21 protein-coding genes and 1 riboswitch are annotated in these 24297 nt (G+C 62.1%); of the genes, 8 read left to right on the forward strand and 13 right to left on the reverse strand.

The genetic code is table 11. The annotated features are described in order from the left end of the window. Positions 1-137: 137 nt before the first annotated feature. Complete coding sequence (gene gltA / locus ABD847_RS07790) at positions 138-1427, reverse strand: citrate synthase (protein WP_345011680.1); 1290 nt, start codon at positions 1425-1427, stop codon at positions 138-140. A gap of 559 nt (positions 1428-1986) precedes the next feature. On the opposite strand from gltA, the gene ABD847_RS07795 reads away from it, so the two are divergent. From ABD847_RS07795 to sucD, 4 genes are read left to right on the forward strand one after another with little or no spacing between them, the layout of a single operon-like run. Beyond that, positions 1987-4791, forward strand: coding sequence for a 2-oxoglutarate dehydrogenase E1 component (locus ABD847_RS07795; protein WP_345011682.1), 2805 nt, complete (start codon positions 1987-1989; stop codon positions 4789-4791). Positions 4792-4810: 19 nt separating this feature from the next. Next, complete coding sequence (odhB, locus tag ABD847_RS07800) at positions 4811-6010, forward strand: 2-oxoglutarate dehydrogenase complex dihydrolipoyllysine-residue succinyltransferase (RefSeq protein WP_345011684.1); 1200 nt, start codon at positions 4811-4813, stop codon at positions 6008-6010. A 52-nt stretch (positions 6011-6062) separates the two neighbouring features. Next, the gene (sucC, locus tag ABD847_RS07805) at positions 6063-7232 is read left to right on the forward strand and encodes an ADP-forming succinate--CoA ligase subunit beta (RefSeq protein ID WP_345011687.1); all 1170 of its coding nucleotides are present in this window, start codon (positions 6063-6065) and stop codon (positions 7230-7232) included. Continuing rightward, on the forward strand, positions 7229-8101 hold the full coding sequence (gene sucD / locus ABD847_RS07810) for a succinate--CoA ligase subunit alpha (protein ID WP_345011689.1): 873 nt from the start codon (positions 7229-7231) through the stop codon (positions 8099-8101). Before sucC ends, sucD begins: the two co-directional genes overlap by 4 nt. Positions 8102-8154: 53 nt before the next feature. Here the strand turns inward: sucD and bcp are convergent, their stop codons facing one another. Together bcp and ABD847_RS07820 are read right to left on the reverse strand one after the other, a co-directional pair. After that, positions 8155-8628 carry a thioredoxin-dependent thiol peroxidase gene (gene bcp, locus ABD847_RS07815; RefSeq protein WP_345011691.1) on the reverse strand — a complete coding sequence of 158 codons (474 nt, stop codon included), beginning with the start codon at positions 8626-8628 and terminating at the stop codon, positions 8155-8157. Beyond that, complete coding sequence (locus tag ABD847_RS07820; protein WP_345011693.1) at positions 8616-9161, reverse strand: glycine cleavage system transcriptional repressor; 546 nt, start codon at positions 9159-9161, stop codon at positions 8616-8618. Before ABD847_RS07820 ends, bcp begins: the two co-directional genes overlap by 13 nt. A 140-nt stretch (positions 9162-9301) precedes the next feature. On the opposite strand from ABD847_RS07820, the gene dapA reads away from it, so the two are divergent. Genes dapA through purC form a run of 3 tightly spaced genes read left to right on the forward strand, consistent with a single transcriptional unit; the run spans position 9302 to position 12075 of the window. Continuing rightward, entirely contained in the window at positions 9302-10189 is an 888-nt protein-coding gene (gene dapA / locus ABD847_RS07825; RefSeq protein WP_345011695.1) for a 4-hydroxy-tetrahydrodipicolinate synthase, read from the forward strand. Next, positions 10182-11303 (forward strand): NlpB/DapX family lipoprotein, encoded by a 1122-nt coding sequence (gene bamC / locus ABD847_RS07830; RefSeq protein ID WP_345011697.1) that lies wholly within the window; start codon positions 10182-10184, stop codon positions 11301-11303. The genes dapA and bamC overlap by 8 nt, the downstream gene beginning before the upstream one ends. Before the next feature lie 58 nt (positions 11304-11361). After that, a complete protein-coding gene (gene purC / locus ABD847_RS07835) occupies positions 11362-12075 on the forward strand; it encodes a phosphoribosylaminoimidazolesuccinocarboxamide synthase (protein WP_345011699.1) in 714 nt (237 codons plus the stop codon). Between the two features lie 81 nt (positions 12076-12156). Here purC and ABD847_RS07840 read toward each other — a convergent pair whose 3' ends face one another. The 8 genes from ABD847_RS07840 to ABD847_RS07875 form a co-directional block, all read right to left on the reverse strand. Then, on the reverse strand, positions 12157-15288 hold the full coding sequence (locus ABD847_RS07840; protein WP_345011702.1) for an efflux RND transporter permease subunit: 3132 nt from the start codon (positions 15286-15288) through the stop codon (positions 12157-12159). After that, a complete protein-coding gene (locus ABD847_RS07845) occupies positions 15289-16761 on the reverse strand; it encodes an efflux RND transporter periplasmic adaptor subunit (RefSeq protein WP_345011704.1) in 1473 nt (490 codons plus the stop codon). 9 nt (positions 16762-16770) lie between these two features. Continuing rightward, positions 16771-17127: a copper-binding protein gene (locus ABD847_RS07850; protein ID WP_345011706.1), complete on the reverse strand. Its 357-nt coding sequence runs from the start codon at positions 17125-17127 to the stop codon at positions 16771-16773. Positions 17128-17223: 96 nt separating this feature from the next. After that, positions 17224-17658, reverse strand: coding sequence for a hypothetical protein (locus ABD847_RS07855; protein WP_345011708.1), 435 nt, complete (start codon positions 17656-17658; stop codon positions 17224-17226). A 108-nt stretch (positions 17659-17766) separates the two neighbouring features. Continuing rightward, entirely contained in the window at positions 17767-17997 is a 231-nt protein-coding gene (locus ABD847_RS07860) for a hypothetical protein (RefSeq protein WP_345011907.1), read from the reverse strand. Then, complete coding sequence (locus ABD847_RS07865; protein WP_345011710.1) at positions 17994-18680, reverse strand: M15 family metallopeptidase; 687 nt, start codon at positions 18678-18680, stop codon at positions 17994-17996. Before ABD847_RS07865 ends, ABD847_RS07860 begins: the two co-directional genes overlap by 4 nt. Next, a complete protein-coding gene (gene dapE / locus ABD847_RS07870) occupies positions 18680-19816 on the reverse strand; it encodes a succinyl-diaminopimelate desuccinylase (protein WP_345011712.1) in 1137 nt (378 codons plus the stop codon). The genes ABD847_RS07865 and dapE overlap by 1 nt, the downstream gene beginning before the upstream one ends. A 24-nt stretch (positions 19817-19840) precedes the next feature. Then, entirely contained in the window at positions 19841-20185 is a 345-nt protein-coding gene (locus ABD847_RS07875; RefSeq protein ID WP_345011714.1) for an ArsC family reductase, read from the reverse strand. A gap of 292 nt (positions 20186-20477) precedes the next feature. Further along, a riboswitch (glycine riboswitch) is annotated at positions 20478-20570 on the forward strand. Between the two features lie 98 nt (positions 20571-20668). Here ABD847_RS07875 and ABD847_RS07880 point away from each other — a divergent pair. After that, entirely contained in the window at positions 20669-22048 is a 1380-nt protein-coding gene (locus ABD847_RS07880) for an alanine/glycine:cation symporter family protein (RefSeq protein ID WP_345011716.1), read from the forward strand. Between the two features lie 117 nt (positions 22049-22165). Here the strand turns inward: ABD847_RS07880 and ABD847_RS07885 are convergent, their stop codons facing one another. Together ABD847_RS07885 and gap are read right to left on the reverse strand one after the other, a co-directional pair. Next, positions 22166-23056 carry a D-hexose-6-phosphate mutarotase gene (locus ABD847_RS07885; RefSeq protein WP_345011718.1) on the reverse strand — a complete coding sequence of 297 codons (891 nt, stop codon included), beginning with the start codon at positions 23054-23056 and terminating at the stop codon, positions 22166-22168. A 67-nt stretch (positions 23057-23123) separates the two neighbouring features. Next, positions 23124-24125, reverse strand: coding sequence for a type I glyceraldehyde-3-phosphate dehydrogenase (gene gap, locus ABD847_RS07890; RefSeq protein WP_345011720.1), 1002 nt, complete (start codon positions 24123-24125; stop codon positions 23124-23126). Between the last annotated feature and the right edge of the window lie 172 nt (positions 24126-24297).

Consider the following 24297-nt stretch of genomic DNA (forward strand, 5'->3'; position numbering starts at 1 on the left):
GCCCATGGCGCCTTCACGTTTTTGTGCTGTCGGGAACCACAGCGGAGTAGTGTGGCGCCTGAGCAGACGCATAAAAAAGCCGCTCAGCCTTGTGGCTTGAGCGGCTTCTGACTTAGCCGGGCAGGGGCCTGGCTGGGTTACTTACGTTGCTCCAGCGGCAGCACGGTGCGGGTTGGCGTGCCCATGTACAGCTGGCGGGGGCGACCGATGCGGCTGGCCGGATCGGCCTGCATCTCCAGCCAGTGGGTAATCCAGCCGATGGTCCGCGCCAGGGCGAAGATCACGGTGAACATGGAGGTGGGGATGCCGATGGCCTTGAGGATGATGCCGGAGTAGAAGTCCACGTTGGGATAGAGCTTCTTGTCCACAAAGTAAGGGTCGGAAAGCGCGATGCGCTCCAGCTCCATGGCCACTTCCAGCAGCGGATCCTTGATGTCCAGCTCCTGCAGCACCTGGTGACAGGTGTTGCGCATGACGGTGGCTCTGGGGTCGTAATTCTTGTAGACCCGGTGACCAAAGCCCATCAGACGGAAGGGGTCATCCTTGTCTTTGGCGCGGGCCACGTAATGGGGTATGCGCTCCACCGAGCCGATCTCCTCAAGCATCTTCAGGCAGGCTTCGTTGGCGCCACCGTGGGCCGGGCCCCACAAGGAGGCGATACCGGCCGCGATACAGGCGAAGGGGTTGGCGCCGGAGGAACCGGCCAAGCGCACGCTGGAGGTGGAGGCATTCTGCTCGTGGTCGGCGTGCAGGATAAAGATGCGATCCATGGCCTTCTCCACCACTGGGTTCACCTTGTACTCCTCACAGGGGATGGCAAACATCATGTGCAGGAAGTTGCCGGCATAGCTCAGGTCGTTGCGCGGGTAGATGAACGGCTGACCGATGGAGTACTTGTACGACATGGCCGCCAGGGTGGGCATCTTGGAGATGAGCCGATAGGCGGCGATTTCCCGATGGCGCGGGTCGTTGATGTCCAAAGAGTCGTGGTAGAAGGCTGACAGGGCCCCGGCCACCCCGCACATCACCGCCATGGGGTGGGAGTCGCGGCGGAAGGCGCGGAACAGGGAGGTGATCTGTTCGTGCACCATGGTGTGACGGGTTACCCGCTTGCGGAAGGCATCATACTGTTCCTGATTGGGCAGATCACCCGTCAGCAGCAGATAACAGACTTGCAGGTAGTTGGCGTTCTGCGCCAGCTCGTCGATGGGATAGCCGCGATGCAGCAGTATGCCGGCATCGCCATCGATGAAGGTAATTTTCGACTCACAGGAGGCAGTGGAAAGAAAACCCGGGTCGTAGGTGAAGTAGCCGTGAGCGCCTAACGCTCGCACGTCGATGACCTCGTGTCCAAGAGTACCGGACAGAATGGGCAACTCAATGGGCTCTTGGCCTGGGATGTGCAGGGTGGCTATCTTATCAGCCATGGCAAGTCTCCTTTGCTCAATAATTGGTCGTGTCCGCTTCGCTCTTGCTGGTTGGGGAGCCAACCGGGGTCGGAGCGCGGCCAAATGTCTGACTATTTCAGCGGTTGGCACCTAGCTTGTCAATTTAACCCCGGGATCAAGCTGCCGGGTGGCTCACAGACTGAGATCTTGATTGAATAATTGATGTATTTGGAATGTTATGGGTTTGTAATGGGGATCCCCTGCTGCATATACTGCTAGCCAGGTTAGATAGTCCGCTGATTTCCATTCAAAATTTCGACTGGCTCACAATAATCGGCCAATTATGGCGGTTATCCCTGGTTGAGTTGGAATGCATCACTGCGGAGCCTGGATTTGCCATGACGGGCAAACGGGCATTCGCAGGCAGCGGCTCCTGAACCAGGGTGACGGCCTATTGATCCCCGGATGTCAATCGCGCAAGATCCGCTTCCCTCTGGCATTCGTAGGCTTGGGTTGATCACCCTTTTGATGCTTTTTCGGGGCCGGCAGGCCGGCTTGCGATAAAGTGGCAGGGCAGTATGAACCATAAGGCATCATCATGCATGACAGCGTCCTGAAAGATTGGTTGGATTCCACCCCACTGGCCGGCGCCAATGCCAGCTACCTCGAGCAGCTTTACGAAACCTACCTCCAGGATCCCGACGCCGTGGAGGCGTGTTGGCGAGACTATTTTGCTGACCTGCCTGCGCCGACTCGTCCCGAAGAGCCTCACTCGCCGATCAAGGAGCGATTCCGCCAACTGGCCCTGGCGGGGCATGCCCGTCGTGCCACCATGGAAGTCAAAACCGATGCGCGCCAGATCCAGGTGTTGCAACTCATCAACTCTTACCGCGTCGCCGGCCATGAATTGGCCGATCTGGACCCCCTCGGGCTGTGGCAGCAGACCCCTCGTCCGGAGCTGGGGCTGAGTTACTACCAGCTCACCGAGGCGGATCTGGATTGCACATTCCATGTGGGCACCTATCTGGGCTGTCCGCAGGAGGTGCCACTGCGTCAACTGTTGACCTCGTTGCAACGCACCTATTGCGGCTCCATCGGTGCCGAATACATGCACATGACTTCCCTGGAGGAGAAGCGTTGGATCCAGCAGCGTCTGGAGCCGACCGAAGGGCAGATTGAACTCTCTGCCCAGTGCCAGCGGCAGATCCTGGATGATTTGACTGGCGCCGAAGGGCTGGAGCGTTTCCTGGGGGCCAAGTTCCCCGGTGCCAAGCGCTTCTCTTTGGAAGGCGGTGACATGCTGATCCCCATGGTCAAGGAGCTGATCCGTCACGCCGGTGAAGAGGGCTGCAAGGAGGTGGTGATCGGCATGGCCCACCGCGGTCGCCTTAACATGCTGATCAACGTGTTGGGCAAGAAGTCCCAGGAGCTGTTTGACGAGTTTGCCGGCAAGCACGGCGAGTCCTGGGGCACCGGGGATGTGAAGTATCACCAGGGCTTTTCTGCTGACTTTGCCACCGCTGGCGGCAATGTGCATCTGGCGCTGGCCTTCAACCCCTCGCATCTGGAGATCGTCAATCCGGTGGTCATCGGCTCGGTGCGGGCGCGGATGGATAGATTGGGGGACAAGAGCGGCAAGTTGGTGCTGCCCATCACCATTCACGGTGATTCGGCCATCGCAGGGCAAGGGGTGGTGGCCGAAAGCCTCAACATGTCCCAGACCCGTGCCTTTGGCGTGGGCGGAGCGGTGCGCATCGTCATCAACAATCAGATAGGTTTTACCACTTCCAATCCCAAGGACACCCGCTCCAGCGCCTACTGCACCGATGTGGCCAAGATGGTTCAGGCACCCATCTTCCACGTCAATGGCGATGATCCCGAGGCGGTGATACGGGTGACCCGCTTGGCGCTGGACTTTCGCAATACCTTCCATCGGGATGTGTTCATCGACCTGGTCTGCTATCGGCGCAATGGCCACAACGAGGCGGACGAGCCTACCGCCACCCAGCCCATCATGTACCAGAAGATCAAGGTGCATCCCACCGCCCGCCAACGCTATGGCGAACGGCTGGTGGCTCGAGGGCTGCTGAGCGAAGACGAGCCAGAGCAGATGGTGCAGGCCTACCGGGATGCCTTGGAAAAGGGCGCCTGTGTGGTCAAGGAATGGCAACCCATGTCCCAGCAGTACCAGATGAACTGGACGCCGTTTCTGGGCCATGACTGGGACATCCAGTACGACTCCAGTTACCCGCTGGAAGCCTTGCAGCAGTTGGGGGAGTCCTTGACCCGGTATCCCGCCAACTTTCCGCTGCAGCGGCAGGTGGGCAAGATTTACGATGACCGCCTGGCCATGAGTCGGGGTGAGCGTCCGGTGGACTGGGGCTTTGCCGAGACCCTGGCCTATGCCACCCTGGTTAAGCAAGGCTTCCGGGTGCGGCTCACCGGGCAGGACTCGGGACGCGGCACCTTCTTTCACCGGCACGCCGTGCTGCACAACCAGGACGATGCCAGCCTCTACATCCCGCTGAGGCATGTGGATGACAAGCAGGCTCCCTTTGAGGTGTACGATTCGGTGCTCTCCGAGGAAGCCGTGTTGGCGTTCGAGTACGGCTATGCCACCGCCGCGCCGGCCGGCCTCACCATCTGGGAAGCCCAGTTCGGGGATTTTGCCAACGGCGCCCAGGTGGTCATCGATCAGTTTGTCTCCTCCGGCGAGCAGAAGTGGGGGCGGCTGTGCGGCCTGACCCTGTTCCTGCCCCACGGCTACGAGGGGCAGGGGCCCGAACACTCCTCGGCCCGGCCCGAACGCTATCTGCAGCTGTGCGCCCAGCACAACATGCAGATCTGCATGCCCACCACCCCGGCGCAGGTCTACCACATGCTGCGGCGGCAGATGATACGGCCCATGCGGCGGCCACTGATAGTGTTTACCCCCAAGTCCTTGCTGCGTCACCCGCAGGCGATCTCCACCCTGGATGAACTGGCCAACGGCCGTTTCCAGAATGTGATCGGCGAGCAGGAGACGCTGGACCCGGCCCAGGTGCGCCGCGTCGTGCTCTGCTCCGGCAAGGTCTATTACGACCTGCTGGAAGCCAGACGCAAGGCCGAGCAGAAACAGGTGGCGCTCATCCGCATCGAGCAGCTGTACCCCTTTCCTCATGCCGAGCTGGCAGAGGTGCTCAAGGAGTATCAGCAGGTGCGCGACTTCGTCTGGTGCCAGGAGGAGCCGCAAAACCAGGGCGCCTGGTATTGCAGCCAGCACCACTTCTGGGAAGCCATCCCCAGTGGCGCCAGGCTGCGCTATGTGGGGCGCCCGGCCTCGGCCTCCCCGGCGGTGGGCTATATCTCCTTGCACATGAAGCAGCAAAAGGCGTTGGTGGAAGACGCCTTGACCCTCGAATGATGGAATAAAGGACAAGATGATGACTGTAGAGATCAAGGTGCCTGACTTACCCGAATCCGTCGCGGATGCCACCGTCGGAGATTGGCACAAGGCGGTGGGCGAGACCATCAAGGCCGGTGAGCTGCTGGTGGATATCGAGACCGACAAGATAGTGCTGGAGGTGCCGGCCCCGGAAGATGGCGTGGTGGCCGAGATACTGGTAGAGCGTGGTGCCACCGTCCATGCCAAGGCGCTGCTTGGCCGGCTAACCCCCTTGCCGCAAGCCGGCAAGCTGACGCCCCATGCCGCAGCGCCACAGGAAGAGGCGCTGCATGATAAGTCGGATGTGCTGACGCCGTCGGTACGCCGGCTGCTGGCCGAGGAGGGGGTCAGTGCCGATGGGATTCAGGGCACAGGACCGGGCGGCCGCATCACCCGCGAGGATATTCAGCATCACCTGGAGGGGCAGCCGGAGCCGACGTCAGCCCCGCTGGCACCAGATGAGCCTGAGATGCCGGCGCCCCCGGTGGCCGGCGGCGTGCGGGACGAGCGACGGGTGCCCATGACCCGGTTGCGCAAGCGGATTGCCGAACGCCTGCTGGAGGCCAAGAATGCCACCGCCATGCTCACCACCTTCAACGAGGTGAACATGCAGCCCATCATGGCCCTGCGCAAACAGTATCAGGACAGATTCGAGAAGCGCCACGGCATCAAGCTGGGCTTCATGTCCTTCTTCGTCAAGGCGGTCACCGAGGCCCTCAAGCGCTATCCTGAGGTCAATGCCAGCCTGGACGGGGATGATATCGTCTACCACAACTACTTCGACATCAGCATCGCCGTCTCCACCGAGCGGGGGTTGGTGACCCCTGTGCTGCGGGATTGCGATCAACTGAGCCTGGCGGAAATCGAGAAGGCCATCAAGGCATTGGCGGACAAGGCGCGAGATGGTAAGTTGACGCTCGATGATCTCAACGGCGGCAATTTCACCATCACCAACGGTGGCGTCTTCGGCTCATTGATGTCCACACCCATCATCAATCCTCCTCAGAGTGCCATTCTGGGCATGCACAAGATCCAGGATCGTCCCATGGCGGTGGACGGGCAGGTGGTGATACTGCCCATGATGTATCTGGCCGTTTCCTATGACCACAGACTGATCGATGGTCGGGAATCGGTGGGTTTTCTGGTGACCATCAAGGAATTTCTCGAAGATCCGGCTCGCCTGCTGCTGGACATCTGAATTTAGCCGCCGCCCCGTTCCCGGGGCGGCAACACAACATGGATAGAGTGTCATGAATCTGCATGAATATCAGGCAAAACAACTGTTTGCCGAATACGGATTGCCCATCCCACCGGGTGTCGCCTGTAGTACCCCCCAAGAAGCTGTCGAAGCTGCCTCCAGTCTGGGCGGGGAGAAATGGGTCATCAAATGTCAGGTCCATGCCGGCGGTCGCGGCAAGGCCGGTGGCGTCAAGGTCGTCAGCAGCAAGGACGAGATCCGTGCCTTTGCCGAGCAGTGGCTGGGCAAACAGCTGGTGACCTATCAGACCGACGCCCAGGGTCAGCCGGTCAACAAGCTGTTGCTGGAGGCCTGCTCGCCCATCGCCAAGGAGCTGTACCTGGGCGCCGTGGTGGATCGCAGCACTCGCCGGGTGGTGTTCATGGCCTCCACCGAGGGGGGCATGGAGATCGAGAAGGTCGCCCATGAGACGCCGGAGCTGATCCACAAGGCGGTGCTGGATCCCTTGACCGGACCCCAGGCCTATCAGGCCAGGGAGCTGGGTTTCAAGCTGGGTCTCAATGGCGAGCAGATCAAGCAGTTCACCAAGATCTTCACCGGCCTGGGCAAGATGTTCGTGGATTACGACCTGTCGCTGCTGGAGATCAACCCGCTGGTCATCACTGGCGACGGCAAGCTCTTGTGCCTGGATGGCAAGATCAACATCGACTCCAACGCCCTGTTTCGCCAGCCCAAGCTGCGGGATCTGCAGGACATGAGTCAGGAAGATGCCCGGGAGGCGCACGCCGCCCAGTGGGAGCTGAACTATGTGGCGCTGGATGGCAACATCGGCTGCATGGTCAACGGCGCGGGTCTGGCCATGGGCACCATGGACATCATCAAGCTGCATGGCGGTGAGCCGGCCAACTTCTTGGATGTGGGGGGCGGTGCCACCAAGGAGCGGGTCACCGAAGCCTTCAAGATCATACTGTCGGATGACAAGGTCAAGGCGGTGCTGGTGAACATCTTCGGCGGCATAGTGCGCTGTGATCTCATCGCCGAAGGGGTGATTGGCGCCGTGTCCGAGGTGGGCGTCAAGGTGCCCGTGGTGGTGCGTCTGGAGGGCAACAATGCCGAACTGGGCCGGGAGCGGCTGGCCGCCAGCAGTCTCAACATCATCGCCGCCACCAGTCTGACGGACGCGGCAGTTCAGGTAGTCAAGGCAGCGGAGAGCCAGGCATGAGCATTCTGATCGACAAACAGACCAAGGTAATTTGCCAGGGCTTCACCGGTGCCCAGGGCACCTTCCACTCCGAGCAGGCCATCGCCTATGGCACCCAGATGGTAGGGGGGGTATCACCGGGTAAGGGCGGCTCCACCCACCTGGGGCTGCCGGTGTTCAATACCGTCCGCGAGGCGGTGGAGACCACGGGCGCCACTGCCACCGTCATCTATGTGCCGGCTCCGTTTTGTAAGGATGCCATTCTGGAAGCCATCGACGCCGGCATTGAGCTCATCGTCTGCATCACCGAAGGCATTCCCACCCTCGACATGCTGCAGGTCAAGTGCAAGCTGGAAGAAACCGGCGTGCGCATGATTGGCCCCAATTGCCCTGGTGTGATCACCCCGGGCGAGTGCAAGATCGGCATCATGCCGGGGCACATTCACCTGCCGGGCAAGGTGGGCATCGTCTCCCGCTCCGGTACCCTCACCTATGAGGCGGTGAAGCAGACCACGGACGCCGGCTTCGGCCAGTCCACCTGCGTCGGCATCGGCGGCGATCCCATCCCGGGTTCCAACTTCATCGATATCCTCAAGTTGTTCCAGGACGATCCCAAGACCGAGGCCATCGTGATGATCGGTGAAATCGGCGGCACCGCCGAAGAGGAGGCCGCTGCCTACATCAAGGCGAACGTGACCAAGCCGGTGGTCTCCTACATCGCCGGGGTGACGGCCCCGTCCGGCAAACGGATGGGCCATGCCGGCGCCATCATCGCCGGCGGCAAGGGCACGGCGGCGGAGAAGTATGCCGCGCTGGAGGAAGCCGGGGTCAAGACGGTCCGTTCCCTGGCGGACATCGGCCAGGCGTTGGCCGACGTGACGGGTTGGTAAGCCAGCCGTCTGTAGAAACAGCAAAGGCGCCTTAGGCGCCTTTGTTTTTTTGGCTAACCGGCCAGACTGGCGAGGTAATCCAGCACCACCTGATGGTGATCGCTGGTCTTGAATTTGTCGAACACCTTGATGAGGTTGCCGGTTTCGTCCACCAGGAAGCTGATGCGGTGAATGCCATCAAACTCCTTGCCCATGAATTTCTTGGGCCCCCAGACACCGTAGGCGTCCGCCACCTGATGATCCTCGTCACCCAGGAGGGTGAAGTTGAGCTCATCCCGGGCTTCGAATTTCTTCAGACGGGCCGGTGAGTCCGGGCTGATCCCAAGCACCACCAGATGGTGGGCCGCCAGCTCGGCCTGCACGTCCCGCAGGCTGCAGGCCTGGGTGGTACAGCCCGGGGTCATGGCCTTGGGGTAGAAGTAGATCAGCACCTTGCGACCCCGCAGGGCACTCAGCTGTACTTGATTGCCATTTTGATCCGGCAGTGTGAAGTCGGGGGCCGGGATGCCGGCACTCAGGATTGGCATGGACTTTCCTCCTGGTTAGGGGTAGGGGTGAAATGGGCCTGCAATGCGCCCAGGCTCTGGGCGAAGGCCTTGAACGCGTGAGCAGCCTGGATCAGATCGGACTGGGCGGGTAGGCGGATCACCACCCCGGCCCGCAGCAATTGCTGCTCGCTCAGGGTGACGCTTTGCAGCGCCTGGATATCCCAGCCCTGCTGGCGGATGAAATCGGTCAGCTGACTGATGAGGCCTGGCCTATCCGGCACCAGCAGCACGGCGGTGGCGCTGGGGCGATCCGGTGCCGGTGCGGCCTGCTGAGTGCGCTTGCTGAGGGTGATGAGCTCCAGCTTGTGCGCCTCATCGGGCAGGCTGGACTCCAGACGCGCCAGGGCATTCCAGTCGCCGGACAGCAGCAGGCTCAGGGTAAATTCCTGACCGAGGATGGCCAGCTGACTGTCGACGATATTGCAGCCGCACTGGCTGATGAAGGCGATGAGCGCATGGGCGACGGCGGGGCGATCCCGCCCCATGGCGGTGACGACGAGATGGTGGGGCATGGTGTGAGATCCGCCTCTTCTTGTCTGCCGGACTAGCTTGCCTGGGATGGTAGCACAGGGGGGGAGGGATGACAGCGCACGCCTTGTATTTGGCGGGGGCCAGCCGTACCATAGCGCCCTGAATTTTTGGAGTGCTTCCGATGTTAAGCGGTAGTCTGGTCGCCATCATTACCCCCATGAATTTGCATGGGGAGATCGATTTTCCCGCCTTGCGCCAACTGGTGGAATACCATGTGGCCAGTGGCAGCCACGGCCTGGTGGCCGTGGGCACCACAGGAGAGTCGCCCACCCTGGATGAGCAGGAGCATCTGGCGGTGGTGGAGACTGTGCTGGAGGCGGCCGATGGGCGGGTGCCGGTGATCGCCGGTTGCGGCGGCAACGACACCCGGCGGGCCATCGCCCTGTGCCGGCGACTCAAGGCTCTGGGGGTGACCCAGGGTCTGTCGGTCACCCCTTATTACAACAAGCCGACCCAGGAAGGGCTCTATCGCCACTTCGCCACTATTGGCGAGGCTAGTGGTCTGGCGCAAATTCTATATAATGTGCCCGGGCGTACCGGCTGTGATCTCCAGCCCGATACGGTGGCGCGCCTGTCGCACCAGTACGGTATCTGTGGCATCAAGGAAGCCACCGGGGACTTGCAACGACTGCCCCGGCTCAAGGCCGCCTGTGGCACCGGTTTTTCCCTGCTCAGTGGTGACGATGCCTCTGCCTGTGACTTCATGCTCCAGGGGGGGCATGGCGTCATCTCGGTCACTGCCAACGTGGCTGCCGCCCAGATGGCCAGGCTATGCCAGCTGGCACTGGCTGGCGAAGCCGAGCAGGCCTTGGCGTTGAATCAGGTGCTGATGCCCGTGCATCAAGCCCTGTTTGTTGAATCCAATCCGATCCCGGTGAAATGGGCCTGTGCCCGACTGGGATTGATTGCCGACTCCGGCCTGCGCCTGCCCCTGACGCCGTTAAGTGCGTCATGGCATGGCCAACTGGAGATGGCGCTGACCCAAGCGGAGTTACTCACGCGTGCTTGATAATAAAACCAAAGGGTGGCCGACCCGGCTGCTGCTAGGCATGGTCGGGGCAGGAATGCTGGCCGGCTGTGGCTCCATGGCTGAGCGCAAACAGGCCAACCGTGATTTTGATTACCGGGACGTCAAGCTGTCACCGGCCCCCTTCAAGGTTCCCCAGAATCTCACAGCCCCGGCCTTCGCCAACGATTACGTCATACCACCCCTCAAGGCCGAGGCGACCGCTGGCGCCGTGGGGCCGGAGGTGGATGTGCGTCCGCCGGCTCAGTTGCTCAATATAGTCCCGGGTAGCCGCGCCGAAACCGGCAAGCAGGACGTGACCATGTGGTATACGGCCCGGGCCGCGGATCAGAAGATTGAGTCCGAAATTTGGTCCATGCTGTTCAACTTCCTGGCTAGCCGCGGCGTGGCGGTGGCCAATTTGGATCTGCAAAATCGCGTGCTGGAGTCTGACTGGATCACCAGCAACTCCATGATCACGGCGTGGGACCCGGATGCTGATGAAGAGTTTCAACTGCGTCAGCGCTACCGCTTCACCATAGTCAACGATGCCAGCCGGCACCGTGCCGGGCTGAATGTTCAGCTGATCGCCCACGAGGCCTATGTGGATGGCGACCGGGATACCACGCCGCTGACGGATCTGGAGCGCCGCCGTTACTGCGTGCGCGCCCTGAACCAGGTCTCCTTGTACGTAGACAAACAGCTCAAGGCACGTCAGCAGCAGGTTGCACAGCAAGGGCTGGGGCTGCGCCTGGGCTTTGATGGCAACGGTCAGCCGGCCTGGATTGCCCAGTCCAACTTCGATACCACCTGGAAGCGGGTGCTGCAGGTACTGCCCCAATTGGGCTTTACCGTACAGAATACCCAGCAGGCCCTGGGGCTCATCGAGGTCAAATACAACGACCCCTCGGCCGATGAATGGAAGAAGAAAGGCCTGACCCCCTTCCAGCTGGACTCCGGCAAGTACCGGGTGCAGTTGGGCGAGATGGAGCCGAAGAAGACCGCCATCACATTGCTGGATGAGGACAAGAAGCTGGTCAACAGCAATGTCATCAGCCAGATCTACATCACCCTGTCTCAGGCCCTGGATCCCCAGGCTGCCCAAGGCGGAAAATGAATAAGGTAAGGGGCCTCTGTGCCCCTTTTTTACAGCCACTCACTGGAGTCATGTGAAAATGGAAAAGAAAGCTGAACTGTATCGCGGCAAGGCCAAGTCCGTATACACCACCGACGATCCCACCCGTCTCGTCCTGTTGTTCCGCAACGATACGTCCGCTTTTGATGGTGAGAAGGTGGAGCAACTGGATCGCAAGGGCATGGTGAACAACAAGTTCAACCATTTCATCATGACCAAGCTGGAAGAAGCCGGCGTGCCCACCCAGATGGATCGCCTGCTGTCCGACAACGAAGCCCTGGTGAAGAAGCTGGCCATGGTGCCGGTGGAGTGCGTGGTGCGTAACGTGGCCGCCGGCTCCATCTGCCGTCGTCTGGGTGTGCCGGAAGGCATGGATCTGACCCCGCCGACCTTCGAGTTCTTCCTGAAGAACGATGCCCTGCACGATCCCATGATCAACGAGTACCACATCCGCTCCTTTGGCTGGGCCACCGACGAGCAGGTTGCCCGCATGAAGGAGTTGACCTTCAAGGTCAACGACGTGCTGAAGAAGCTGTTCGATGATGCTGGCCTGATCCTGGTGGATTACAAGCTGGAGTTCGGCGTGTTCAACGGTGAAGTGCTGCTGGGCGACGAATTCTCGCCGGATGGCTGCCGTCTGTGGGACAAGGCAACCCGTCAGAAGCTGGACAAGGACCGTTTCCGTCAAGGCCTGGGTGGCGTGGTGGAAGCCTACGAAGAAGTGGCCCATCGTCTGGGCGTCAAGCTGGACTAAGCCACTGCCGCTTATCTGGTTCGCCAGACAAACGTTTAACGCCGCCCCGTCTTACCGGGGCGGCGTTTTTTATGCCGGCATTTACTGAAGGCGGTGCTGTCGCTGCTTCACCAGGCTGTAGAGTGCCGGTATCACCAACAGGGTCAACAGGGTGGAGGAGAGCATGCCCCCCACCATGGGGGCGGCGATGCGGCGCATCACCTCCGAGCCCGTGCCCGTGCCCCACATGATGGGCAGCAGCCCCGCCATTATGGTCACCACCGTCATCATCTTGGGCCGCACCCGTTCCACCGCCCCGCCCATGATGGCCCGGTAGAGATCGCCCATCAGCAAGGGGCGCCCGGCCTCCCTGGCCGCCTGCTGGCTGTGTTGCCAGGCTTGCTCCAGGTACACCAGCATCACCACCCCGGTCTCGGTGGCCACCCCGGCCAGGGCGATGAAGCCCACCGCCACCGCCACCGACCAGGCGTAATCCAGCCACCACAGCAACCAGATGCCGCCGATGAGGGCGAAGGGCACCGACAGCAGCACGATCAGGCTGTCGGTGAGGTTGCCGAAGTTGAGATAGAGCAGCAGGAAGATGAGGGCCAGGGTGAAGGGCACCACCAGCTTGAGCCGCTCGGCCGCCCGCTCCATGTACTCGAACTGACCGCTCCAGCTTAAGTGGTAGCCTGGCTGCAGCTGGATGCGCCCCTCCGCCATGGCCGCCGCCACTGCCTGCTGGGCCTGTCGCACCCAACCGCCCAGATCGCTGGCCGAGACATCCACGTAGACATAGGCTGCCAACTGGGCGTTTTCGGTGCGCAGGCTGGGGGGGCCTTGCTCCAGAGTCAGGCTCACCAGATCGCCGATGGGGATCAGCCCCTGATTGGGGGTGGGCACCAGCACGCTGCGGGCTATGGTCTGAGGATCGTCTCTCAGCTCCCTGGGGTAGCGCAGGGTGACGTCGTAGCGCTCCCGGCCTTCCACCGTGCTGGTAACGGCACTGGCCCCCAGGGCGGTGGCAATCACCGACTGCAGGGTGTCTATGCTCACCCCGGCCCGGGCCAGGGCGTCACGCTTGGGGGTCAGGGTCAGGTAGTAGCCGCCTGTGATGCGTTCGGCGTAGGCGCTGCGAGTCTCTGGCAAGCTCTTCACCACCTGCTCTATCTGGCCGGCCAGTTGGGCGATGCCGGCCAGATCCGGGCCGAACACCTTGATACCCACCGGGGTGCGGATGCCGGTGGAGAGCATGTCGATACGGGCGCGGATGGGCATGGTCCAGGAGTTGGCGATGCCGGGCAGGCGTACCGCCTCGTCCAGCTCGGCGACCAGCTTATCCAGGGTCATGCCCGGCCGCCACTGGGCCTCCGGCTTGAGGTTCACCACAGTCTCGAACATCTCCAGGGGGGCGGGATCCGTGGCGCTGTCGGCCCGTCCGGCCTTGCCCCAGACCGAGTCCACCTCGGGGAAGGACTTGATGATGCGGTTTTGCAGCTGCAGCAGTTCGGCGGCCTTGGTGACGCTCAACCCCGGCAGGGCACTGGGCATGAACAGCAGGGAGCCCTCGTTGAGCTTGGGCATGAACTCGCTGCCGATATGGCGGATGGGATACAGGCTCAGCCCCAGCAGCAGCACCGCCAGGGCTACCGTCAGCCCCCGGGCCCTGAGCACGCCGGCGATGAGGGGCCGGTAACCGGCGATCAGCAGGCGGTTCAGCGGATTGCGTGACTCCGCCACTATCTTGCCCCGCACCAAGAAGCGCATCAGCACAGGCACCAGGGTCAGGGAGAGCAGGGCGGCTGCGCCCATGGCGAAGGTCTTGGTGAAGGCCAGGGGATGGAACATGCGACCCTCCTGCGCTTCCAGGGCAAACACCGGCAGGAAGGAGAGGGTGATGATGAGCAGGGAGAAGAACAGTGCCGGCCCCACCTCCAGGCAGGCCTCCAGCAGCACCTGCAGGCGATTGGCGTCAGGCGGCGCCCGCTCCAGGTGCTTGTGGGCGTTTTCCACCATGACAATGCCGGCATCTATCATGGCCCCCACGGCGATGGCGATGCCCCCCAGGCTCATGATGTTGGCGTTGATCCCCAGCAGGTACATGGCGGCAAAGGCCGCCAGCACCCCCAGGGGCAGCACCAGTATGGCCACCAGGGCGCTGCGCACATGAAGCAGGAACAGCACACACACCAGGGCGACGATGGCACTCTCCTCCAGCAGGGTGTGCTGCAAGGTGGCGATGGCCTTATGGATGAGCTCGGAGCGATCATAGGTGGTGATGACGGATACCCCCTTGGGCAGGCTGGCCTGCAGGCTATTGAGCTTGGCCTTGACCCGGTCGATGACCCCCAGGGCGTTCTCGCCACTGCGCGCCACCACCACGCCGGAGACCACCTCGCCCTGGCCGTTGAGCTCGGTGAGGCCGCGGCGGGCATCGCCGGTCAATTCGATGCGCGCCAGATCGCCCACCCGGATCGGGGTACCGTTCACCTCCTTGATCACCAGCTCCCGCAGATCCCGTTCCCCCTTGAGGTAGCCCTTGCCCCGCAGCATGAACTCGGTCTCCGCCAGCTCGATGACCCGGCCACCCACCTCCTGGTTGTTGGCGCGGATCACCTGCATCACCTCTAGCGGCGAGATCTGATAGGCCTGCAGCTTGCGCGGGTCCAGCACCACCTGGTACTGACGGACGAAGCCGCCGACGCTGGCCACCTCCGCCACCCCTGCGGTGGCGGCCAGGGGATAGCGCAGCTGCCAGTCCTGCAGGCTGCGCAGCTCCGCCAGCGACTGTCCCTGGCCCTGCAGGGCATACTGGAAGACCCAGCCCACCCCGGTGGCATCGGGTCCCAGGCGGGGTGTCACCCCGCTGGGCAGCTTGCCCTGCAGGCCGTTGAGGTATTCCAGCACCCGGGAGCGGGCCCAGTAGAGATCCGTGCCGTCCTCGAAGATGACGTAGACAAAGGAGCTGCCGAAGAAGGAGTTACCCCGCACCACCCGTGCCTTGGGCACCGACAGCAGGGCCGAGGTGAGGGGGTAGGTCACCTGATCCTCCACCACCTGGGGCGCCTGGCCCGGGTAGTCGGTGTAGACGATGACCTGCACGTCGGAGAGATCCGGGATGGCGTCCAGCGGCGTACGCAGCAAGGCCAGGGTGCCGGCAGCCAGCAGCAGGCCGCTGATGAGCAGCACCAGCAGCGGGTTGTGGAAGGACCAGCGGATGAGTTGTCGCAGCATCTAGCCCTCCTTGGCCGGCGAAGCGGCCGGTTGCAGGCTGCCGAAGGCGGCCCTCAGGTTGCTCTCGCTATCCAGCAGGAAGTTGGCCCGGGTCACCACCTGCTCATTTGGCAGCAGCCCCTCCTTGATCACCACCCGGCGCTCACCCAGGGCGGTGACCGCCACGGATCCTGCCACCACGGCTCTGGGCTCGAAGCGGCCGTTGCCCTGGGCGATGAGCAGGCTCTGGCGGGTGCCCGAGTCGATGAGGGCTGACTCCGGTACGCTCAGCGGCGGCTCGCCGGGCAGCGGCAGCGTCAGGCTGGCGTTGGCCAGCATGCCGGGCTTGAAACGACCGTCCGGGTTGTCCAGCAGGATGCGCACACTGACGGTGCGGGTCTGGGGATTGAGGGTGGGGTAGATGAAGTCCAGCTTGCCCGGCAGCGACTCGCCGGGATAGGCATCCAGGCGGATCGCCACCGATTCGCCGGCCTTGAGACCGGCCAGATCCGTTTCGAACACCTCCACCAGTAGCCACAGCTGACGCAGATCCGCCAGCTCGAACAGGGGATCGCCGGCCTTGAAGTAGCTGCCCTGGATCACCTTCTTCTCCAGCACCACGCCGCTGATGGGGGACGGCAGCGGCAGGGTACGCCGCACCTGGCGGCTCTGCACCAGCCGTTGCAGGCTGGCTTCCGGCAAGTCCCAGTAGCGCAGCCGTTGCAGGGCGCCCTCTTCCAGACTCAGGCGGCGGCCGCCATCGGCCTGCAGGCTCAGCCCCAGCTTGTGCTGGCTGTCCCGGGCAATCAGGTACTCCTGCTGGGCGGCCACCAGCTCGGGGCTATAGGTCTCCAGCAGGGTTTGACCGGCGCGCACCTCCTGCCCCGTGCTGTTGACCGGCAGCTTCTCCACCCAGCCGGCGTACTTGGCGGTGACCGTCTGCTGACGGCGCTCGTCCAGGCTCAGGCGGCCAGTGGCGCGGATCTCCCGGTACAGGGGCTCCTGGCGCACCGGGCTGCTTAGCACTCCCAGCTGCTGGATGCGCTCCGGCGAGAGGGCTAAACCTCCGGTCTGCGCCTCATCGGCGTAAACCGGCAGATAATCCATGCCCATCTCGTCCTTCTTGGGCACGGGTGAGATGTCCGGCTGGCCCATGGGGTTGCGGTAATAGAGGATCTGCCTGTGGGCGACCGGCGTAGGGGCGGCTGACGCGGACGCGGGGGCCTCGTCGGCATAGACCGGCAGGTAGTCCATGCCCATCTCATCCTTCTTGGGTACCGGTGAGGTGTCCGGCTGGCCCATGGGATTGCGGTAGTAGAGGATCTGGCGCGTCGGCGTGGCCTGGGTTGGCTCGGCGCGGGCTGGAGCGGCCTGGGCCCAGGCTTGCCACAGCGTCAGACCTCCGGCGCCCAGCAGCAGGCCGCCGAGCAAACAGACCCATGGCAGGGCGGCCGGCCACCCCTTGAGGTGACCGGCTTGCGATACAGGTTTCATGACGACTCCTTAGGGCTTGGCCTGCCAGTCCAGCAGACGGGGGGAGTCGCCCTTCACCGGGCTGAAGTGACCCTGGATCTGCAGCCCGGGGGTCAGCCCCTTGGCCAGGCCGGTATCGGCCAGCACGAAGGGCATGGTCATGGCGGGCCAGCCCAGGGCCGGGATGGCCTCATGCTGCAGCATCACCTTGTCGCCATCCAGCGCGATGACCTTGGCTGTCACGGCATACTGAGCCGGCATGGTCATCTGACCGTTTGCCGTGGCCATCTGGCCGTCGGCCATGGCGTGATCCTGGTGCATGGTTTCTGCCTGTAGGGCGGGCAGGGTGAACAGCAGGCCAAGGGTCAGGTATTGAGTGAGTTTCATGGTGTCTTCCTTCATCAAAACGAGTTCGGTATGGCGTCTGCCAGGCAGCCGCCAGTTCGTGCTGAGGCACGGTGGGTTAGCCCAAGGGGCTGGTCGTTAGATGAAGGAGCGGGTGGGGGGCGGCGAGGGCACGCCGGGAATATGATCCAGGTAGCGACTCAGCGCCAGCAGCTGGGGCTCGTTGCGAGGGGGAGCAAGCTTGGGGCCAAGCAGTGTCAGATCCGGCAGGGCTGCCACTGGGGTCAGACAGCTGGGGCAATGCACCTTGCCGCTGTCTTGGGCCGCCATACCCATCTGCCCCTGGCAATGGCCCTGCGGGACGACTTGGGTGTGACAATCGGTATGCTCGGCCAGGTGGGCAGTGGTGGCACTTGCCTTACGGGATGCCGGGGTGTGGGCCGCGCTAGAGTGAGCGCTATGCACCATCGGCTGCATCAGTGGTGCTGGCAGCTGTGCAGGGGCCACCGCACTGGCGCTATACCAGGGCAGTCCCAACAACAGCAGACAAGTTAACAACCAAAGGCGCAACATGAACGGGCTAGTTCCCTATCCAAGACGAGTGCAGATCTGGCCTTGATACTAGGCCAAGCGGGGGGACCGATGCAAGACCCAGGACGAGCGGGGGCCTGGTGATGGTCATCACCTCTGCGGCGGCTGTTTATCGGCGGGGGATTCCGGCTTGTCTTTGGCGGGGCGCTTCTCATCCGGCTTGGCCGGGTACTCATCCTCGTCATCGTCGTAGGCCTGGGGGCGGACCTTGTCGAGGAACTTGGGCACTTGTTTTTCCAGCCGCTTCATGTCCTTGATGGCATTTAAGAAAATGCCGAGCAAGAACAGCAGGGGCAGGCCGATCCAAAGCCAGAGGTTCATGATGTCTCCTGGGTGGTGGTGGGGTGCAAGCCTTGCCAGATGGCGGGCAGGCAGGCCAGCACGGCAGCCTTGCCGGCGATGTTACTCGCCATGATGGCAGCCTGCAGGGCCGGATAATTCATCTGCTGCTCGAAACGGCGGGCCTCGGCCTCGAAGCTGATATGCCAGGGTTCGTCGGCCACCCCGCCCGGGTTGTCTGCCCGGCCATGCCGGTAGGGGCGTTCGAAGCCGAACTCGGACAGGCGGCAATCCAGCCAGGCGGTGAGGGGGGCGAAGTAGCCGTCCGGCGCATATTCGGCGCAGGTCAGCTGCAGCGTCTGGCCCGGGGGCAAGAGCGCCGGGGCATAGATATCCAGATCCGTGCCCCAGTGATGCCGGCTGGTGCCCGGCAGGGCACTCCAGCGCAGTATGGCCCACACCTTCTGTTCATCGCTGAACTCGCGCAGATCCAGCGGCCGCTCCTGTTCATCCAGTACAGGTCGGCGGCCTGCAAACTTGGCGTTCCAGATCTGGCACTGACGGTCAAAATCCCGGTAGGCCGAGGCGATGGCGATCTCCAGACCCTCGGCACGGGCGGCCTGTTGCAGCCGCTGCCAGGCCGCCGCCGTGGCAGGCCGAAGCTGCCGACCATCCGGCAGGGTCAGCAGCGCCGCACTGTCCAGTCCCAACCAGGCGCTGTCCATCAGGCCACCAGCAGGCGACGCAGTATGCCCTGGTACATCAATGCCAGGGAGTCCAGATCCGCCACCCTCACGCACTCGTTGAGTTTGTGGATGGTGGCGTTGACCGGTCCCAGCTCCAGCACCTGGGCGCCGGTGGGGGCGATGAAGCGCCCATCCGAGGTGCCGCCGCTGGTGGACAGCTCGGTGCGGATACCGGTGACCTCCTCGATGGCCTCCACGGTGGCATCCAGCAGGGCCCCCTGAGCGGTGAGGAAGGGATGACCGCTGAGGGTCCAGGTCAGCTCGTACTCCAGGCCGTGGCGCTCGAGGATCTCCTGCACCCGGGTCTTGATGGTCTCGTCGGTCAGCTCGGTGCTGAAGCGGAAATTGAACTGCACCTTCAGCTCGCCCGGGATCACGTTGGAGGCACCGGTGCCGCCGCTGATATTGGGGATCTGAAAGCTGGTGGGCGGAAAGAAGGCGTTGCCCTCATCCCAGCAGGTGCTGGCCAGCTCCGCCAGGGCGGGCGCCGCCTGATGGATGGGGTTGCGACCCAGATGGGGATAGGCCACGTGGCCCTGAATGCCCTTGATCAGCAGATCCCCCGTGATGGAGCCGCGACGGCCGTTTTTCACCACGTCACCGACCTGGGCTGTGGAGGAAGGCTCGCCCACCAGGCACCAGGTGATCTTCTCGTTGCGGGCCTCCAGGGTCTCCACCACCTTGGGGGTGCCATTGATGAAGGGACCTTCTTCGTCGCTGGTGATGAGAAAGGCGATGGAGCCCGGATGATCCGGCTGTTCGGTGACAAACCGCTCCACCGCCACCAGCATGGCGGCCAGAGATCCCTTCATGTCGGCGGCGCCACGCCCGAAGAGCATACCGTCTCGCACCTGGGGTTCAAACGGTGGAGTGTCCCATTTATCCAGCGGCCCCGGCGGAACCACATCGGTGTGGCCGGCAAAGCAGAACAGGGGGCCGTCGGTGCCTCGACGGGCCCACAGGTTGGTGGTGTCATGAAACACCATGGGTTCTATCACAAAGCCCAGGCGGGCCAGGTGTTCGGCCATCATCTGTTGGCAGCCGGCATCTTCCGGGGTGACCGAAGGCCGGGCGATAAGGTCGCAGGCCAGGGCCAGCACGGGTGAGTCAGTCATCTTGCATCCCTTCGTGGAGTGAAATCAGGCAAACAGCGAGTGATATTGGGCCTCGCTAAAACCCAGGGTGTATTGGCCATCCTTGAGCAGCAGGGGGCGCTTGATGATGGCCGGCTGGGCCAGCATCACCTCGAAGGCCCGCTGGGCATCCAGGGCCTGTTTGGTGGCCTCATCCAGCTGACGGTAGGTGGTGCCCCGCTTGTTGAACAGTGCCTCCCAGCCCAAGGCATCGACAAACTCCTGCAGCAACGCCGGGCTCAGGCCGTCCTTGCGGTAGTCGTGGTACTCGTAGGGGATCTGCTGCTCATCCAGCCAGCGCAGGGCTTTCTTCAGGGTGTCGCACTGGCGAATGCCGTAGATGCGGGTCATGGCGGCTCCTGTGTCCTTCTGCTATCGGGTTGCTGATTCTGTCATTCCCGGCCGGGGGAGGCAAGGCGCGCCCTAGTGTCGTCAGGACCGCAGTGCGACAGGCTAAGTGCGGGTAATTTGACCAATCAGCCTGTTTATTCCACTGGCATAGTCTGGAAATGCCAGTGTCTTGTGCGTTAGACTCTGCGCTTCACCTTCCAGCGTTCGGATGAAGGTAGCAGGAGAGTGACGGCTTGCCGTCCGCCGAAGAAGTAAATCTTTCAGGCGCCACCATCTGGTAAGGACTGCTACTGGACGAGCCTCTGGAGAGACCCGTTAAATCGGGCGCCGAAGGAGCAAAACCCCATGGGTTGAAACTCTCAGGCAAAAGGACAGAGGGGATGGAGTGTGGTGAGCCTTTCCCTCGGCCCTGCCCGAGTTGCGCCTCATTGCCTCTATGTCTCCTCGTGACGAATTAAACCCTGTTCGTAGCGGGAGGATTCCGTGACAACCCTGACTCAATGGCTGACCACTCTCGATGACCTGGTGTGGGGCCCCCCCTTGCTGGTACTGCTGATCGGTACCGGTCTCTATCTCACCCTGCGCCTGGGGCTGCTGCAGATCTTCAAGCTGCCGACTGCCTTGCGCCTGGTCTTCTTTCCGGGGCGGGAGCAAGACAAGCCTGGTGATGTCTCCAGCTTCGCCGCCTTGTGCACCGCCCTGTCCGCCACCATAGGCACGGGCAACATCGTCGGCGTGGCCACCGCCATTAAGCTTGGAGGTCCGGGGGCCCTGTTCTGGATGTGGATGGCGGCCTTCTTTGGCATGGCGACCAAGTATGCCGAGGGGCTCTTGGCTGTGAGGTTCCGGCAGGTGGATGCCAACGGCCAGATGTCCGGTGGCCCCATGTACTATCTGGAGAAGGGGCTGGGCAGCAAGTGGCTGGCCCGGGCCTTTGCCCTGTTCGGCATCGGCGTGGCGCTGTTTGGCATTGGGACCTTCCCCCAGGTCAATGCCATTGCCGATGCGGCCAGCCTGACCCTGGCGGCGCCGCGCTGGGTCAGTGCCCTGGTACTGACGGTGCTGGTGGCCCTGGTCACGCTGGGTGGGCTCAAGTCCATCGCCAAGGTGTCTACCGCGGTGGTGCCCTTCATGGCGCTGTTTTACATCCTCATCTGCCTGGGCGTCTTGGTGCTCAATCATGAGGGACTACCGGCGGCCATTGCTCTGGTGATCCAGGGGGCCTTTACCCCCACGGCGGCAACCGGCGGTTTTGCCGGGGCGGGCATCCTGCTGGCCATCCAGGCCGGGGTGGCTCGCGGCGTCTTCTCCAATGAATCAGGCCTGGGGTCTGCCCCCATCGCCGCGGCGGCGGCTAAGACCGAGTCCTGTGTCGAGCAGGGGCTGGTCTCCATGACGGGTACCTTCTTCGACACCATTGTCATCTGCACCATGACAGGCTTGGCGCTGGTGGTGACCGGTGCCTGGCAGGGGGAGGCAGCCGGTGCGGCCATGACCCACGCAGCCTTCACCACAGGGCTGGGGGGGCCGCTGGGACAGCATCTGGTGAACCTGGGCCTCTTGTTCTTTGCCTTCACCACCATACTGGGCTGGAACTATTACGGTGAGCGCTGCACCGAATACCTGTTCGGTGTCCGGGGCATACTGCCGTTTCGCTGGGTCTATATCCTGCTGGTGGCCTTGGGGGCCTTCTTGCACCTGGATCTCATCTGGTTGCTGGCGGATATCGTCAATGGCTTGATGGCCATTCCCAACTTGATTGGTCTGATTGGCCTGCGCCACATCATACTTCAGGAGACCCGGCAGTATTGGGCCGCCAGGAAGGCCGCGGCAGGATCGCAGGCCATGTGCTGCGGCTCCTGATCTAGGCTGTTTTGCGTGCGCTAAAATGCCAGTCACTGTGACTGGCATTTTCTTTTGCGCCTTCCTAAGTCCGGCCGTCAGGCTGGTTGTCGAGCATCCATTGGCTGGCTAGTGACCTTAAGGGGCGCGTCTTAGGGTGAAGCCCAGGCTGTGCTCTTCATCTGGTTCCACCTGGATGCCGTCGGGGGCAGTGATGGCACTCTCGACACAGATCATGGTTTGCCATCCCTGGTCATCAAAGTCGGCCATGGCGGCGGCACCGGCTTGCCAGGGGTTCCAGACCACCACGGAGTCTGCCTGGTGGTTGAGCAGTTGCAGCCGCGCAAGGCCGGTGTCCAGCTCAATCCGGCTATCGGGCTCGGTATAGATACGGTCCACTGGCTTATCCAGTACGAAGCTAGCTTCCTGTGTCGGACGCTTTTGCTGCAGTTGATCCAGGTAGGTATTTCCCAGGCCTTGGATCTGTACCGCTTCCGGGGCCTGGCTCTGAAAATAGGTGTGCAGGGCGCCGGAGTAGACAAAGGGTGATGCCCCTGTGTTGCGGGTGGTGAGCAGCATGGTGAGTTCAGATCCGATCTCCAGGGTCAACTCGAGCTCGAAAGCATGGGGCCAGAGGGCCTGGCTGGCCGCGTTATCACTCAGACACAGGTGAACGAAGGTACTCTCTGCGGTTTCGCTGATGCCATCCAGGGTCCAAAGCTGAGTTCTGGCAAAACCGTGTTGCGGCTTGCCCAGGCCAACTCGCTCGGGACTGGGTCCAAACCAGGGCCAGCACAGTGGCACACCGCCTCGAATGGGGCGTGAGCCGTCTAACAGGGCGGATTGGCTCAGCCATAGCAAGGGTGAGCCATGGTTGCTGTAATGAATGAGGTGGCCACCATACAGGGCGAGAATGGCTTGATAATCCGGGTGGTCAACGACGATGAAGCGCTGATCCGTTTCGTTGCGTGCCAATTTGGTATGGGTGGTCAGTGGTTGTAGGGCCGTCAGTTTTAGTTGTTCGATCATATTATTATCCTAATAAAAAAGGCGGCCTTGAGGGCCGCCTTTTGTTTACTGTCGCTTAGCGCTCCAATTACTTGGAGATGTGAGCGATCAGCTCCAGAACCTTGTTGGAGTAACCGATTTCGTTGTCGTACCAGGATACAACCTTAACGAAGGTGTCGGTCAGCTGGATACCAGCCTTGGCGTCGAACACGGAGGTGCAGGTTTCACCGACGAAGTCGTTGGAAACAACCTCATCAGTGGTGAAGCCCAGAACGCCCTTCATGGCACCTTCGGAAGCAGCCTTCATTGCAGCACAAATTTCTTCGTACTTGGCAGGCTTCTTCAGGTTAACGGTCAGGTCAACAACAGACACGTCCGGAGTCGGAACGCGGAAGGCCATACCGGTCAGCTTGCCCTTCAGTTCCGGGATAACCACGCCAACGGCCTTGGCAGCACCGGTAGAAGACGGGATGATGTTTTGAGCGGCGCCACGGCCACCGCGCCAGTCCTTAGCGGACGGACCGTCAACGGTCTTCTGGGTAGCAGTGGTAGCGTGAACGGTGGTCATCAGGCCAGACTCGATGCCCCAAGTGTCGTTCAGAACCTTGGCGATAGGAGCCAGACAGTTGGTGGTGCAAGAAGCGTTGGAGACGATGTCTTGACCAGCGTATTCGGTGTGGTTAACACCCATTACGAACATGGGGGTAGCGTCCTTGGACGGACCGGTCATGACAACCTTCTTGGCACCGGCGGTGATGTGCTTGCGAGCGGTAGCGTCGTCCAGGAACAGACCGGTACCTTCGGCAACAACGTCAACACCGATGGCATCCCACTTCAGGTTAGCCGGATCGCGTTCTGCGGTAACACGTACAGTCTTGCCGTTTACAACCAGGTTGCCGTCCTTAACTTCAACGGTGCCCTTGAAGCGGCCGTGGGTTGAATCGTACTTCAGCATGTAAGCCATGTATTCAACGTCGATCAGATCGTTGATGCCCACAACTTCGATGCCCAGATCAGCGCGCTCGAAAGAGGCGCGGAATACGAAACGACCGATACGGCCAAAACCGTTAATACCTACTTTGATAGTCATAGTTGTACCCAACGTTTGTTGTTCAACAGAAAAAATCCGTCCGTAAATTTACTAGAACTCAGGGGGGAGTCAACCTCCATCCCGCGCATTATTGCGATATGTCATAAAATATGCTGAAAGTTTTTTTCTTTTTCCATAACAAATTACACTGACCGCGGTCGGCGGCAGCCTG

The organism is Pseudaeromonas paramecii, from assembly GCF_039540575.1.
GTDB classification, from domain to species: Bacteria; Pseudomonadota; Gammaproteobacteria; order Enterobacterales; family Aeromonadaceae; genus Pseudaeromonas; species Pseudaeromonas paramecii.